The sequence below is a fragment of the Salinicoccus sesuvii genome (assembly GCF_042648145.1).
GTDB lineage: Bacteria > Bacillota > Bacilli > Staphylococcales > Salinicoccaceae > Salinicoccus > Salinicoccus sesuvii.
The window spans coordinates 436,178-450,170 of sequence record NZ_JBHRWV010000001.1 but is presented as its reverse complement, the minus strand read 5'-3'; the positions used below and the strand labels follow the sequence as shown (position 1 = coordinate 450,170).

Annotated in this window: 14 protein-coding genes; 3 read left to right on the top strand and 11 right to left on the bottom strand. The window is 45.9% G+C overall.

Annotated elements, in window-relative coordinates; all coding sequences use genetic code 11:
- Position 1: 1 nt before the first annotated feature.
- The 7 genes from prmC to ACFOJ8_RS02165 form a co-directional block, all read right to left on the bottom strand.
- Complete coding sequence (prmC, locus tag ACFOJ8_RS02195) at positions 2-853, bottom strand: peptide chain release factor N(5)-glutamine methyltransferase (RefSeq protein WP_380652072.1); 852 nt, start codon at positions 851-853, stop codon at positions 2-4.
- Positions 840-1,919 carry a peptide chain release factor 1 gene (gene prfA, locus ACFOJ8_RS02190; RefSeq protein ID WP_380652069.1) on the bottom strand — a complete coding sequence of 360 codons (1,080 nt, stop codon included), beginning with the start codon at positions 1,917-1,919 and terminating at the stop codon, positions 840-842. The genes prmC and prfA overlap by 14 nt, the downstream gene beginning before the upstream one ends.
- 99 nt (positions 1,920-2,018) lie before the next feature.
- Positions 2,019-2,234, bottom strand: a complete 216-nt coding sequence (gene rpmE, locus ACFOJ8_RS02185) for a 50S ribosomal protein L31 (RefSeq protein ID WP_160655192.1) — start codon at positions 2,232-2,234, stop codon at positions 2,019-2,021.
- A 117-nt stretch (positions 2,235-2,351) separates the two neighbouring features.
- On the bottom strand, positions 2,352-3,668 hold the full coding sequence (gene rho / locus ACFOJ8_RS02180; protein WP_380652066.1) for a transcription termination factor Rho: 1,317 nt from the start codon (positions 3,666-3,668) through the stop codon (positions 2,352-2,354).
- Between the two features lie 190 nt (positions 3,669-3,858).
- Positions 3,859-5,127: a UDP-N-acetylglucosamine 1-carboxyvinyltransferase gene (locus ACFOJ8_RS02175; RefSeq protein WP_380652063.1), complete on the bottom strand. Its 1,269-nt coding sequence runs from the start codon at positions 5,125-5,127 to the stop codon at positions 3,859-3,861.
- A gap of 27 nt (positions 5,128-5,154) precedes the next feature.
- Complete coding sequence (fsa, locus tag ACFOJ8_RS02170) at positions 5,155-5,805, bottom strand: fructose-6-phosphate aldolase (protein WP_380652060.1); 651 nt, start codon at positions 5,803-5,805, stop codon at positions 5,155-5,157.
- 149 nt (positions 5,806-5,954) lie between these two features.
- The gene (locus ACFOJ8_RS02165) at positions 5,955-6,812 is read right to left on the bottom strand and encodes a class II fructose-bisphosphate aldolase (RefSeq protein WP_380652057.1); all 858 of its coding nucleotides are present in this window, start codon (positions 6,810-6,812) and stop codon (positions 5,955-5,957) included.
- Positions 6,813-6,925: 113 nt separating this feature from the next.
- Between ACFOJ8_RS02165 and ACFOJ8_RS02160 the strand changes: the two genes are divergently transcribed.
- Positions 6,926-7,438, top strand: coding sequence for a DUF2529 family protein (locus ACFOJ8_RS02160; RefSeq protein WP_380652054.1), 513 nt, complete (start codon positions 6,926-6,928; stop codon positions 7,436-7,438).
- A 38-nt stretch (positions 7,439-7,476) separates the two neighbouring features.
- Here the strand turns inward: ACFOJ8_RS02160 and ACFOJ8_RS02155 are convergent, their stop codons facing one another.
- From ACFOJ8_RS02155 to ACFOJ8_RS02145, 3 genes are all read right to left on the bottom strand, one after another.
- Complete coding sequence (locus ACFOJ8_RS02155; RefSeq protein WP_380652051.1) at positions 7,477-9,072, bottom strand: CTP synthase; 1,596 nt, start codon at positions 9,070-9,072, stop codon at positions 7,477-7,479.
- A gap of 142 nt (positions 9,073-9,214) precedes the next feature.
- Positions 9,215-9,751 carry a DNA-directed RNA polymerase subunit delta gene (gene rpoE, locus ACFOJ8_RS02150; RefSeq protein ID WP_380652048.1) on the bottom strand — a complete coding sequence of 179 codons (537 nt, stop codon included), beginning with the start codon at positions 9,749-9,751 and terminating at the stop codon, positions 9,215-9,217.
- Between the two features lie 73 nt (positions 9,752-9,824).
- Positions 9,825-10,658: a GNAT family N-acetyltransferase gene (locus tag ACFOJ8_RS02145; protein WP_380652045.1), complete on the bottom strand. Its 834-nt coding sequence runs from the start codon at positions 10,656-10,658 to the stop codon at positions 9,825-9,827.
- Positions 10,659-10,808: 150 nt separating this feature from the next.
- Here ACFOJ8_RS02145 and ACFOJ8_RS02140 point away from each other — a divergent pair, with 150 nt between their 5' ends.
- Complete coding sequence (locus ACFOJ8_RS02140) at positions 10,809-12,380, top strand: BCCT family transporter (protein ID WP_380652042.1); 1,572 nt, start codon at positions 10,809-10,811, stop codon at positions 12,378-12,380.
- Positions 12,381-12,459: 79 nt separating this feature from the next.
- A complete protein-coding gene (gene coaW, locus ACFOJ8_RS02135; RefSeq protein WP_380652039.1) occupies positions 12,460-13,257 on the top strand; it encodes a type II pantothenate kinase in 798 nt (265 codons plus the stop codon).
- On the opposite strand, the gene ACFOJ8_RS02130 is transcribed toward coaW, so the two are convergent.
- Positions 13,252-13,962 (bottom strand): ATP-binding cassette domain-containing protein, encoded by a 711-nt coding sequence (locus ACFOJ8_RS02130; protein WP_380652036.1) that lies wholly within the window; start codon positions 13,960-13,962, stop codon positions 13,252-13,254. The two genes, coaW and ACFOJ8_RS02130, sit on opposite strands and share 6 nt — an antisense overlap.
- Between the last annotated feature and the right edge of the window lie 31 nt (positions 13,963-13,993).

Genomic DNA, 13,993 nt, shown 5'->3' with positions numbered 1-13,993 from the left:
ACTATACCTCCCATCTGAAATGAAGCATCCTATCATTTCCATTGATATCTTTTTTAACTTTAGGTTCTACCCTAGGCCACCGCGCTTTAATATAGTCGCACAGCACTTTAGCCTGTTTCCAGCCAATTTCAAAATAGACGGCGCCACCGGGCTTTAATACTTCATCTAGCCGGTCCACCATCCGCTTGTAGAGTAAAAACCCCTCTTCTTCGGCAAATAGTGCCAATACCGGTTCGTGTGCAACGACCGACCGCCCCATATCAGCGAGCTCCTCTCTACCGATATAAGGGGGGTTAGAAACGATGCAATCCACTTTAATATTTCGTTCAATTAGTGGTTCGAAAAGATTACCCTCGAACATATTAACATCTGCGCTTAGAGCTGTTGCATTCTTCCTTGCTACTTCAAGTACCGCTTTTGAAATATCAGTCAAGATCACTGAATTGTCCTGCCACGCGTTTGCCAACGTCAACCCTATCACGCCTGTGCCACAACCGATGTCTACCACTTTAAGCCCGTTGTCGGGTTCCGTGGTGAGGATGAGTTCTACCAGTTCTTCGGTTTCGTTTCTTGGAATCAATGTATCCCGCGTAACAGTAAATTTTTCACCATAGAACCATGCATGGCCTACAACATACTGATAGGGTTCCCCTGCTACTATACGTCTGATGGCAGCTTCATACTGCATTCGCTCTTCAACGGGCACTTCCATGTCATTCTCCAGCATAAATCGTGCCGTGCTCATTCCAAAAAGATCTTCGAGCAGCAAGGTTGCTGGCCCGGTTTCTTGCCCTGATACGCTTAAAGAGGCTTTCGCCTCTTTGACCATCTCTCTATAACTATAGGGATGCATTATTCAGTTCTTCCAGTTTGCTCGTCTGCTCCTCGATTGTCAGCGCTTCGATGACCTCATCTAGCTTCCCTTCGATAACCTGATCCAATTTCTGGATGGTCAGGCCGATCCGATGGTCGGTCACACGGTTTTGAGGATAGTTGTATGTGCGGATCCTTTCGGAGCGGTCCCCCGTACCGACCGCACTTTTACGCTTCTCGGCATATTCTGCCGTAGCTTCCTGTAGCATCATATCGTAGACGCGTGCCTTCAGAACCTTCATTGCACGCTCACGGTTTTTAATTTGTGACTTTTCGTCTTGTGATGTGACAACCACACCGGATGGAAGGTGAGTGATACGCACTGCGGAATCGGTGGTATTGACGTGCTGTCCACCTGCTCCACTTGAACGATAGGTATCTACTTTGATATCTTCGTTACGGATATCCACTTCCACATCCTCCACTTCAGGCAGCACTGCCACTGTCGCTGTTGATGTATGGATTCGGCCGCCAGATTCTGTTTCAGGTACCCGCTGTACACGGTGGGCCCCATTTTCAAACTTCAGCTTTGAAAACGCGCCTTCTCCCTGTATTAGGAAACTAATCTCTTTATAACCGCCATGGTCGTTGGCATTGGCTTCCACAACTTCGATTTTCCAGCCATTCTCTTCTGCATAACGTGAATACATCCTGAACAAGTTGCCGGCAAAAATCTGTGCTTCGTCGCCACCTGCTGCCCCCCTGATTTCGACGATGACGTTCTTGTCATCATTCGGGTCTTTTGGAATCAGCAGAAGCTTCAATTGATCTTCAAGCGCCGGTATCGCCTTCTCGGAATCGGAAATTTCTTCTTTAATCATTTCAAGCATTTCCTTGTCGTCGGTTTCCTTCATCATAGCGCGTGATTCCTCAATTGTTTCCTTATGCTGCTTATATTCCCTGAACACTTCTACTGTCTTATGCAAATCGCTTTGTTCCTTGGAGTATGTCCGCAGCTTGTTGGAATCACTGACAACATCTGGGTCGCTCAGCAGTTCATTCAACTGTTCGTAGCGGTTTTCAATTATCTCAAGTTGATCAAACATATAACTTCACCTTTTCATCTCTATAATCTTGTCAATTATATCATATTCAAGCACAAAAAAAACTGTACTGAAGCTCTACTCCAGTACAGTTGATCTCTATTATTCGTTTGCGCTTTTGAAACCGAATTTTTTGTTGAATTTTTCAATACGGCCATCTGCAGAAGCGAATTTCTGACGTCCAGTATAGAATGGGTGACATTCAGAACAAACCTCTACTTTGATGTCTTCATTGTTTACTGAACCTGTTTGGAATTCGTTGCCACATGAACATACAACGTTTACCTTGTTGTATTCCGGATGAATTGCTTGTTTCATTATCTACATCTCCTTTGCCCTGAACCATCTGGCACAGAGTTAATTAAGTGGGATTACCACTTCGATACTTATATATTATACACGATCTGCCACCAAAAATCAAGAGTGGATGCTCAATCATATTACCGGGCGACCTGTTGATTGGGAAGACAGCATTCGCTGTCTTAGTACATCAAAAAACTCTTCGTTCGTTTTTGTCTGTTTAAGAATTTTCAGGAAGCGCTCCGTAAAATCAGGCGCATCAGTGAATAGATTCCTGAGCTGCCACAACACATCGAGTTCCCGCTTATCGAGAAGCAGTTCCTCTTTCCTTGTACTTGAGCGTCTGATATCAATTGCTGGATAGATCCTACGCTCGCTCAAGTGGCGATCGAGATGCAACTCCATATTCCCGGTTCCCTTGAATTCCTCATAAATAACATCATCCATGCGGCTTCCAGTATCAACCAACGCAGTCGACAGGATCGTCAGACTGCCACCTGCTTCAATATTCCTTGCCGCACCGAAGAAGTGCTTCGGTCTGTGTAGACTCGCAGGATCCAGACCTCCAGATAATGTACGGCCACTCGGCGGGATAACTAGATTATACGCACGCGCAAGACGCGTGATTGAATCCATCAGTATGATGACGTCCTCTCCCATCTCAACAAGCCGTTTCGATCTTTCAAGGAGCAGTTCGGCAACTTTGACATGATGTTCCGGTGGTTCGTCGAATGTCGAGTGGACCACTTCTGCGTCCTCAACAGAACGTTCAAGGTCTGTAACCTCTTCTGGTCGTTCACCAATCAGCAGAATGAACAGTTTCGTGTTCGGATGGTTTTCAGTCATTGCATTCGCAATTTCCTTGAGAAGCGAGGTCTTCCCAGCTTTTGGTGGCGCTACAATCATCCCCCGCTGCCCAAATCCAATCGGTGTCACGAGGTCCATGATACGGGTCGATAAATCGGTCGGTCTGTTTTCGAGTTTTATGCGTTCTTCGGGATATAGGGGCGTCAATGCCTGAAAGTGGGGACGCTTCTTGACCTGTTCAGCATTCTGATCATTGATGAAATCCACCTGGAGCAGACCATAATACTTCTCATTTTCTTTGGGACGACGGACTTTGCCGGTGACTTTATCCCCTTTCTTCAATTCGAACCTTCTGATTTGGGAAGCCGAGATGTAGATGTCTTTTTCACCTTTAGAAAAGTTTACTGTACGTAGGAACCCGTATCCGTCCGCTTGGATATCGTCTAGGACGCCCTCCATATAATAATTACCGTCCTTTTCCATCTGTGCCTCCATTATTGCGAGGACAAGCTCTTTTTTATTCAGACGGCTATAGTTGGACAGACCGAGCTCTTTTGCGCGTACGGTCAGTTCCTTGGTGTTGTTCTTCTTATAGAGTGCATCAAAGGATTCATACTTCGGTGCATTGGAATCTCTTTCAGCCATATATTCACTTCGCTTTCATTTATTGAAGTTTTGATACAAAAGAGGTGCAAGGGGGAGAGATCGAGGTGAGGCTTTAACCATTCCATATTCTACACCATTGCTTTATAAAAATAAAGATGCTCCAGATTTGGAAACGACTGCAAGCAAAAAGCAAACTCGGACTGCCCATGCAGTCCGAGTTCTAAATGCTTCAGTCTTCTTTGACTTCCTCACGCCATATATCAGCACCAAGATCCGCTAACTTCTTGACGATATCGGTATATCCGCGGTCAATGTGATTGACGTTATGGATGGTCGTTTCGCCTTCTGCTGTTAGGCTGGATATCAATAGGCATGCGCCTGCCCTGAGATCACTGGCATAGACATGCGTGCCTTTTAGCTGCGAAGGGAATATGAGTGCCGACCCACTATTCTGCTCGATCTTCGCATCCATGCGCATGAGCTCATCCACATGTCTAAAGCGCGCTGGATAGATTGTCTCAGTAATTTTACTTACCCCATCAGCCTTGAAGAGAAGAGGTGTCAATGGCTGTTGGAGATCCGTCGCGAAACCTGGGTAGACCTGTGTCTTCACAGAAATCGGACGATAAACTTCAGGCTTCGTAATGGTCGCAAAGTCGTCGCCGACCTCTATTTCAACACCCAGTTCCTCAAGTTTTGCAGTCAACGACTCCATATGCGTCGGTATGATATTGCGTACTGTGAAATTCTCACCAACTGCCGCAGCGGCGATCATATAGGTCCCCGCTTCAATGCGGTCCGGGATTATATTGTGCCTAGTGCCGTGAAGATGCTTCACGCCGTTGATTTTGATTGTATCCGTACCGGCGCCTCGGATGTCAGCCCCCATGTTGTTGAGCAGTGAAGCCACATCCACTACTTCTGGCTCCTTAGCCACATTTTCAAGGATAGTTTTACCTTCCGCACAACTCGCTGCAATCATCAGGTTGATCGTTGCGCCCACTGATACAACGTCAAAGAAAATCTTAGCACCTTTCAGTTCATCGGCTATCAGATACATTGCACCATGTTCGTTCGTCACCTTTGCACCTAATGCCTCAAAACCTTTAATGTGCTGATCAATTGGTCTTGGACCAAGCGGACATCCACCAGGCAGGCCAATGACACATTTTTTAAAACGCGCAAGCATTGCGCCCATCATATAATAGGAAGCGCGTAGCGACTGGACTTTAGTATTCGGCAACGGCATATTCTCGGCCCCTTCAGGGCTGATTTTCAGTGTCGTTCCGTCCAGTTCGGTCCCTATATTAAGGTCATTCAGAAGGCTCATCAATGTCTTTACATCTGAAATTTCCGGCAGTCCTTCCAGTATAACTTCACCCTCAGAGGCCATCAATGATGCCGGGATTAGGGCAACTGCACTATTTTTGGCACCGCTGATTTCAACTTCACCGGTCAATGACCTGCCGCCTCTGACTTTGATTACTTCTTTACTCATAATTCTTCTCCTTATATGGCAGACCGACTACTGGTCCTTTATACTATTCCAGTCTTCTAGGAACTTTTCAATCCCCTTCTCAGTCAGAGGATGCTGTGTCAGCTTCTTCAAAACTTTGTATGGGATTGTCGCAATGTGCGCGCCTGCAGTGGCAGCGCCGTGCACGTGTGCTTCATTTCTAATGGAAGCGGCAATGATTTCCGTACTGATATTGTGGACAGTGAAAATATGATAGATATCATCGATCAGATCCATGCCGACCAGTCCGATGTCATCGAGTCTTCCGATGAACGGAGAGACGTACGTCGCGCCTGCGCGCGCCGCTGTTAGTGCTTGGACCGTATTGAATATAAGTGTCACATTGGTCTTTATCCCTTCAGTAGCCAATACTTTGACAGCCTTCATGCCTTCTTCTGTCATGGGAATCTTGACGACGATGTGCTCGTGTAGCTTTGCAAGTTCGCGTCCTTCCTCAATCATACCTTCTGCATCCAGCGCAATGACCTCACCGCTTACAGGACCGCCGACCAGCTCGCATATTTCAACAAGACGATCGTGGAAGGAAATACCCTTCTCTTTTGCCACAAGGGAAGGATTAGTAGTGACACCCGCCAGTACACCCCACTCATTAATTTCTTTGATTTCATCCATATTCGCTGTATCAATAAAGTATTTCATGAAAACAATGCACCTCCATTTTAGATTATCATATCATTATAAGATACTTTTTGCCGAGTCGGCAATAAATATAGAACTATACAGCTATTATACATCATCTTTACATTAATCAAATAAAAGCCATCCCAAATGGGACGGCTCTACTCACCCTAGGCTTTGTTGGATGTACCAAATTCCTTGATTTTGCCTCTTACTGTTTCTTTAACAGCTTCTCTAGCAGGTCCAAGATACTTGCGTGGATCGTAGACTTCTGAGTCATTGGCAAGTACTTCTCTTACACGCTTGGCTGAAGCAATCTGACTTTCGGTGTTGACGTTGATCTTAGCTGAACCAAGGGAAATCGCTTTTTGGATATCCTTAGTCGGTATGCCTGTTCCACCGTGCAGTACGAGTGGAATGTCGGATTGGTTGCCGATCTCTTCCATTTCTTTGAAGCCGAGGTTCGGTTCGCCTTTGTAAGGACCGTGTACGGAACCAAGTGCTGGCGCGAGGCAGTCGATGCCTGTTCTCTCAACAAGTTCACGACACTCTTCAGGATCTGCATAGATGACACCATCAGCAATAACGTCATCTTCTTGCCCACCAACAACACCGAGTTCCGCTTCAACAGAAACGCCTCTCTCATGAGCATAATCAACAACTCTCTTAGTTGTTGCGATGTTGTCTTCGAAAGGTCCGTGGGAAGCGTCGATCATAACGGATGTGAATCCAGCTCCGATTGCTTCGATACACTTCTCATAGCTTGACCCGTGATCGAGATGGATTGCGACAGGCACTGTGATGTTCATGTCAGACATGAGGCCTTCAATCATTTTTACCACTGTTTTCATGCCGCTCATATATCTTGCAGCGCCTTCTGAAACCCCAAGGATGACGGGTGCATTTTCTTCTTGTGATGCCATCAGGATAGCTTGGGCGAATTCAAGATTGTTCACGTTGTACTGCCCGACTGCATATCCTTCTTTTCTTGCTTTATTGAGCATTTCTGTCATTGATACTAAAGGCATTGTTGATTTCCTCCTAAAAGTTCTTTCCTTTAAAGTGATTATAGCAAAAATATTTGATTCTGAGCAATGTTTTGATACTATAGCAATACCATCAAGCCGAACGGAGAATCTATATGGATAAAATCTTGCAGACACAACTTACTAATATATACAACCATATTAACGCCCAAGAAGAGGAGATAGAAATGGCTGCACGTCTCTTAGCACAAGCAGTAGGCAGCGATGGTGAAATCCATGTGAAGACCTTCCACGATTTCAAGGGGATCGAAGGATTTTTACTATCTGGTTCGCTTGCCTTGCGAAAGACAAGGCTTTTTGATTCGACAGAAACCATCGATGCGCCGGATCGTGTTCTTGTTCTTGCCGAACAGTTCGATGATGAGGTGCACGCCTTTGTAGAGACCCTTCAAAATGGCGGGGTGGAGTTCGTATTGATCTCAAACTACAATAAGCATCAAGCTGAAACAATTGACCAGCTTCACCATTATATCGATTTATCTTCACCACGTCCGCTCATACCGACGCCGAATTTCGACAAAATTGTTAACCCTTATATGTCTGCATTTCTCTACTTGTATGATCACCTCTATGTGCTCATAGATGAGATGACGAATGATGCGTACTAGTTATCATGGAAACCCTGCTTAATTGGCAGGGTTTCTTTTTATTTGATGCAAGCGTTGATTAGGCCTTGGAACAATGGATGCGGACGTGTCGGTCTGCTCTGGAATTCCGGATGGAACTGCACAGCCACAAAGTACGGGTGGTCGCTCAGCTCAACCATTTCAACGAGACGGCCATCCGGAGACGTACCAGAGAACACCATGCCCTTTTCTTCAAGCTGCTTCTTGTACTGGTTGTTGAATTCATAGCGGTGGCGATGACGTTCGTCGACGTGTGCCTGACCGTAAAGTTCACGGGCAATCGTGCCTTGCTGGATTTCACAAGGGAAGCTGCCGAGCCTCAGTGTGCCGCCGAGATCCACAACATCCTTCTGGTCCGGCATCAGGTCAATAACAGGATGTGGTGTATTCTCATCAAGTTCACTGGAGTGGGCACCAGCGAGCCCAGCCACATTACGTGCAAATTCTACAGTGGCCAATTGCATGCCGAGACAAATACCGAGTAGCGGCACCTTGTTCTCACGTGCATACTGCAACGCATAGATCTTACCCTCGACACCGCGTTCACCGAACCCGCCTGGAACTAGAATACCATCAACCTCTGATAGCTCGGCTTCGTAGTTTTCTTGTGTAAGATGTTCGGAATTGATCCACTTGATTTCAACGTCCGACTGACGTTCGTATCCAGCATGTCTCAATGATTCCGCAACAGACAAATAGGCATCCTGCAATGCGACATACTTCCCGACAAGGCCGATCGTTACTTTACGTTCGATACTATTCAGATTCTGCAACAGCTGCTTCCAGTCCTTAAGTTCCGCTTCCTTGCCAGCGGAAAGTTCAAGACGATCTAGTACGAGATTGTCCATGCCCTGCTCTTGGAGGCTGATGACAATGTTATAGATTGTTTCCTCGTCTCTCGCTTCAATGACACTTTTCTTATTAATGTCGCAGAAAAGTGCAATCTTGTCCTTTAGATCCTCACCCATTGGATACTCAGATCGTACAACGATCATATCCGGCTGTATACCGAGCCCTCTAAGTTCTTTGACACTATGCTGGGTCGGCTTCGTTTTCATTTCTCCCGCAGCTTTGATGTAAGGTAGGAGCGTACAGTGGATATACATGACATTCTCGCGCCCCAAGTCACTTCGCAATTGTCTGATGGATTCTAAGAAAGGCAATGATTCTATATCACCGGTCGTACCACCGATCTCAGTAATGACGATATCCGCATTGGATTCTTCGCCCACTTCAATCAATCGGGACTTGATTTCATTGGTGATATGCGGAATAACCTGGACGGTACCTCCTAGATAGTCTCCACGACGCTCTTTCTTGATCACTTCAGAGTAGACTTTACCAGCTGTGACATTCGAATATTTATGGAGGTTAATATCAATGAAACGTTCGTAGTGCCCGAGATCGAGATCAGTCTCCGCTCCGTCCTCAGTCACGAAAACTTCACCGTGCTGATATGGACTCATCGTGCCCGGATCTACGTTAAGGTATGGATCAAACTTCTGAATCGTAATCGAGAATCCGCGGTCTTTTAGCAGCCTGCCGAGTGATGCAGCTGTAATTCCCTTTCCGAGAGAGGAAACAACCCCGCCAGTCACAAAAATATATTTAGTCATTGCACTTCCTCCTATAAAATAAAATAAAAATAGCCCCCTTCCACACTTGGTGAAAAGGAGCCGTTCTTTACAATCCCTGTTTCAGGGAGCCCAATAAAAATAATATCACTTTTCTCTTGAATGTCAACTGGAAGTTCAGGCTCTAAAGATCGTTCTCGTCTTCGTAGCTATCCTCAAGATCATCCGTATCGTCGTACTCGACATCGTCATCGATTGTTTCATCAACCGACTCCTCTATGTCGTCTTCACTTTCCACGTCTTCTCCGTTAAGCGGGGAGTCGAGGTTTTCTATGTCCGATTCGACAAGGTCTTTATCCTGATCGAAAGCTTCATCGAATCCTTCGTCGTCTGTTACGATTGGATCCTCGTCATCCACGGCAAGTTCGAACTTGTGGATTGTTGGCGCAATCTTATCTGAAATGTCATCGACTGAATACCAGTCGCGAAGTCCCCATACACCGTCACCTGTACTTAAAAATCTACCGTCCGTATTAAGATCCGTATAGAATTGTAGCACGCGGTTTTCTATTTCATCATCGGAATATCCTGCAACTTCTTTGAATTTATCAATGATATCGTACAGGTTAGCTTCTTTGCCGTTATCCTGCAGATACATGTATGACATGTCGATGAAAGAATTCTCGTCCATCATTTCTCTGTCGTACTCGTTGAGCCTCATTTCGTTCATCCTTTCCAGTCTGGAATATCAAAAGATATAATACAGGTAAATAGGCTATGAATCAAGCACTAATTCAATAGTTTATATACTTCATATATTTTCCGGCATCCTCGTCAACCATGACGAAACCGACCCTTTCAAAGAGCCTCTGTCGGCCCGCTTCGTCTATGACTACGACAAGCTGTTTTACTTCAGGGCGCATGCGCCTCAGAAACGTTCCAAGCTGCCTGAGCGCACTGGAGGCTACGCCGCGGTTACGTTCTGTTTCCTCTATAAAGAGACTGTTAATATGGAGCATGTCTCCCGTCAGCTCCCCTTCGATGTACCCAGCCGATTTCTCATTGTTAAGGATGATGTCGAATTTCACGAACGGGGGCTCGACAGCATCATTTTGTGCCAGTTTGATGTTATGAACGTACTTCAGATCCAAATCAAGATAGTAGAGACGCTCCTCACCAATCGGTCCATTCTCCTTGGTTGCTGAATGCATGAAACCTGCGCGTTCGTATAGGTTCCATGCGCCCTCGTTTTCTGCATCGACGACGAGATATAGATGATCAAAAGCTGCAAAGTGCTCCTGTACGAAGAGCGGCAGTGTCATCGCTACTTTCGTCCCGTAGCCTCTCCCCTGCAGTGCTTCATTGATTGACAGGGAGCGGATATACACAACTTCGTGGGGAGTTGCGTATCCCTCATGTCGATAGTGCTTGTGGAGTACGAAAAAACCGACAACTTCATTCGATTCATTCAATACGACGCATGGTGTTCGGTCCGGATCTTGGACAGCATCATCCAGCACATCAATAGGCAGGCTGGAGTAGATTTGTTGCTGCTCGCTCAACTTAAAAGTTGCCAGACTTTCTCTGTCTGCTTCCGTAAAGGGGCGAATATGTATTTCGCTACTCATCACTCTTCCTCCTTCCCAAATGTTCGTTGTAATGTTTTTAATACCCTCTCAAGTATAGAATAGTCATTCGGATATACAACAATTTTTAGCTGTTTATCTAAAATTTATAGGGGTAAATGAGATTAGACAACACATTTAGGGGGAAAACATTTGCTTAACGACAATTCAGAAGAAACATCTAGGAACAATGCGAACTCTAATCAGAAATCTAACATTGGAATCGTATTTTGGATTTCTGCTGTTATCATCTTAATAGCTGTTATATTTGCAGTTGTAGTACCAGACCGGTTCGAGACAGGTTCTGAAGCAGTTTATGGATGGATAGCCAATTACTTCAGTTGGTTCTTCATGCTTGCGGTGTTCGGTTTCGGTGTATTCTTGCTTTTTCTTGCCATCTCACCGTACGGAAGGATAAAGCTTGGAGGAGACCAGTCGAAACCGGAATTTTCATTCCGTTCATGGATTGGCATGCTGTTTTCCGCAGGACTTGGCGTCGGACTCGTGTTCTTTGGTGTAGCAGAACCCATGACCCACTACATGATTTCACCATTTTATAATGGAGAAACGGAATCTATTGAAGCCGCACGCATGGCAATGGGGTATTCATTCTTTCACTGGGGAATCTCACAATGGTCAATATTCGGTGTAGCAGGCTTGGCCATCGGCTACACCCAGTTCAGAAAACAAAAAGATGGTCTCGTTTCAACCGCACTTGAACCTCTGATGGGTTCCGAGTACGATATCAAGACACGCAACACTATCGACATACTGGCAGTCATTGCGACTGTGACCGGAATGGCAACATCTGTTGGTCTCGGTATTCTCCAGATGGACGGCGGGCTCAGTATCGCATATGGTATTCCATCCGGACCCATGACTCAGATCATACTTACGGCTCTAATGACCGGACTTTTTATACTATCTACGACGACAGGACTAAAGCGTGGCATCAAATGGCTCAGCAACCTAAATATGCTGCTTGCTGCCGTTATCACTATCTTCGTTCTAGCAGTTGGGCCCTTTACCTTTATCATGGAAAGCATTATTGTCGGACTAGGGGATTATCTGTCGAATTACGTGGGGTACTCCCTTAGAATGGAGCCCTACTCCGGTGAAACATGGGTACAGGAGTGGACTGTCTTCTATTGGGCCTGGGTCATCGCTTGGAGTCCTTTCATTGGTTCATTCGTCGCCCGGGTTTCAAAAGGCCGGACAATCCGAGAATATGTTCTTGGTATTTTAATCATTCCACCGATGCTATCTTTCATATGGATTGGAGCACTTGGCGGTACAGCTATCTATTCCGATCTGTTCAATGGAACCAACATCGGTGCGCTCGTGCTTGAGGATGATACAGCCGCACTCTTCGCACTTTATGATCAGTTACCAATGACGCAGCTACTCTCTGCACTGTCGATTTTGCTGATCTTTACATTCTTGGTCACTTCAGCCGACTCCGCAACATTCATCGTCGCAGGGATGACTTCCGGCGATACAGAGGCACCTGCTACCAGATTGAAGATCATCTGGGGAGTGCTAATCGGCGTATTGACAGTAACTCTGATTATTGCCGGTGGACTGACGAGCTTACAGGCGGCTTCATTGCTTGCTGGGTTACCTTTTGGCATTGTCCTCATAGCAATGATCTTCTCAGTTTCCAAATCCTTGAGGCGTGAACCGAATGATGCGCTGAGGCGGAAAACCCGAAAAGAACGAAAATAATCTTCAAATAAAAACGTTACGAATAAAGGATGTCATTGGTATAATGCAACCAATGACATTTTTTATGTGGAGGCAACTTATGAAAATCGGAATTGATGCAGGCGGTACATTGACAAAAGTCGCATATGTAGATGGCGACTATAGAAGATTTGAAAAATGGAAGTCTACTGATGTGGACACATTGATAAAAATGATTGACTCGCAGTATCCGCAAGATGAAGTTTTCCTTACGGGTGGAAAAGCGGAGTATATGGCAGAGAAACTTAACCGGAACCACGGGGTTTCCATAGAGTTCGATGCTACCTACAGAGGGCTTAAAACATTGATGGCAGAACAAGGCATAGCGCTCGAACGCTTCGTCTATCTGAATGTGGGGACGGGAACCAGTTTTCATCATGCCTCCTCAAAAGGACAAAAGCGTGTCGGTGGTTCCGGTGTTGGTGGAGGAACATTGCTTGGCCTTTCCAAGTTGCTAGTCGGCATCGATGACTACAACAAAATCATCCACCTTGCAGATACGGGCAATAGAGATGCGATTGATCTCAAAGTTCACCATATATACAACGGACGGCCGACGCCTATCCCGGGTGATTTGACTGCGAGCAACTTCGGCAATGTCATTTCAGGAGACATTGAATCCCTTGAGCCGGCTGACAAACTGCAGGCAGTCATCGGTCTCGTCGCAGAAACAGTGACTGCAATCGGCATCAACTTGGCTGAAGGTTATGACACGAAGGACATCGTTTTTATCGGTTCCACATTGTTTGATAACAAAGTGATGCAGGAAATCATCAATCGCTACGCAGGATTGAAAGGTGCGAAGGCACACATCATAGATAATGGTGAATACTCAGGTGCTCTCGGCGCCATTCTATAGGCGTCTATGATAGACCAGCGCGCTACCTGATCTACGTTCCACTTCCAAGGGCAGATCATAGCACACAGACAACATCTCGGAAGTGACCGCACTAGGACTCATGGGGCCTGTAATCCGCCCGCCCCTGACCAAAGTGATCGTATCTGCGTAGGTCAGTGCAAGCGAGGCATCATGCATACTGGTAATGATCGTCCTGAAGGGCGCTTCGCGCCTTAGCCACTGCATCATTTCGTGCTGGTACTTTAGGTCGAGCCCCTGCTCTATTTCATCTATCATGATGACAGGCTTTTCTTCAATAGAGAGTTGGGCACATTGAACGCGCTTGAATTCGCCTCCTGACAAGTTTTCAATCGATTGATTAGTAAGATGCGAAATATCAAAGCGTTCGACAGCTGCCGAGTAAGCAGAGCCAGACACTCTTTCCGATGTCATGGTAAGGTAGTCAGCAACAGATATTTTGAAGCGTGGATTTTCCTGTGGCAGATAACTGATCGTATCTTGCACGCCATTCAGTGGATCATCGTCCCAATATATCCGTCTTACTTTAATCCCCGGCTCGTCGTAGCCGATGATGCCACGCATAAGCGTGCTTTTCCCACCCCCATTCGGCCCAAGGACGATGTTCAAACCTCCCGAAAAAGTGGCACCTTCGATTTCGACTCCAAATTTTTCATATGCGATTCGAAGTTGTTCAATTTTTAACATGCGAAGCACCTCTGCTAGTATTTTCTATATG

Excerpts from the sequence above, each read along its gene's own strand:
- rho (WP_380652066.1), bottom strand. The coding sequence starts at position 3,668 with ATGGCTGAAAGAGATTCCAATGCACCGAAGTATGAATCCTTTGATGCA.
- coaW (WP_380652039.1), top strand. The coding sequence starts at position 12,460 with ATGAAAATCGGAATTGATGCAGGCGGTACATTGACAAAAGTCGCATAT.
- prfA (WP_380652069.1), bottom strand. The coding sequence starts at position 1,919 with ATGTTTGATCAACTTGAGATAATTGAAAACCGCTACGAACAGTTGAAT.
- fsa (WP_380652060.1), bottom strand. The coding sequence starts at position 5,805 with ATGAAATACTTTATTGATACAGCGAATATGGATGAAATCAAAGAAATT.
- ACFOJ8_RS02145 (WP_380652045.1), bottom strand. The coding sequence starts at position 10,658 with ATGAGTAGCGAAATACATATTCGCCCCTTTACGGAAGCAGACAGAGAA.
- rpmE (WP_160655192.1), bottom strand. The coding sequence starts at position 2,234 with ATGAAACAAGCAATTCATCCGGAATACAACAAGGTAAACGTTGTATGT.
- ACFOJ8_RS02155 (WP_380652051.1), bottom strand. The coding sequence starts at position 9,072 with ATGACTAAATATATTTTTGTGACTGGCGGGGTTGTTTCCTCTCTCGGA.
- ACFOJ8_RS02175 (WP_380652063.1), bottom strand. The coding sequence starts at position 5,127 with ATGAGTAAAGAAGTAATCAAAGTCAGAGGCGGCAGGTCATTGACCGGT.
- ACFOJ8_RS02160 (WP_380652054.1), top strand. The coding sequence starts at position 6,926 with ATGGATAAAATCTTGCAGACACAACTTACTAATATATACAACCATATT.
- prmC (WP_380652072.1), bottom strand. The coding sequence starts at position 853 with ATGCATCCCTATAGTTATAGAGAGATGGTCAAAGAGGCGAAAGCCTCT.
- ACFOJ8_RS02165 (WP_380652057.1), bottom strand. The coding sequence starts at position 6,812 with ATGCCTTTAGTATCAATGACAGAAATGCTCAATAAAGCAAGAAAAGAA.
- rpoE (WP_380652048.1), bottom strand. The coding sequence starts at position 9,751 with ATGAGGCTCAACGAGTACGACAGAGAAATGATGGACGAGAATTCTTTC.
- ACFOJ8_RS02130 (WP_380652036.1), bottom strand. The coding sequence starts at position 13,962 with ATGTTAAAAATTGAACAACTTCGAATCGCATATGAAAAATTTGGAGTC.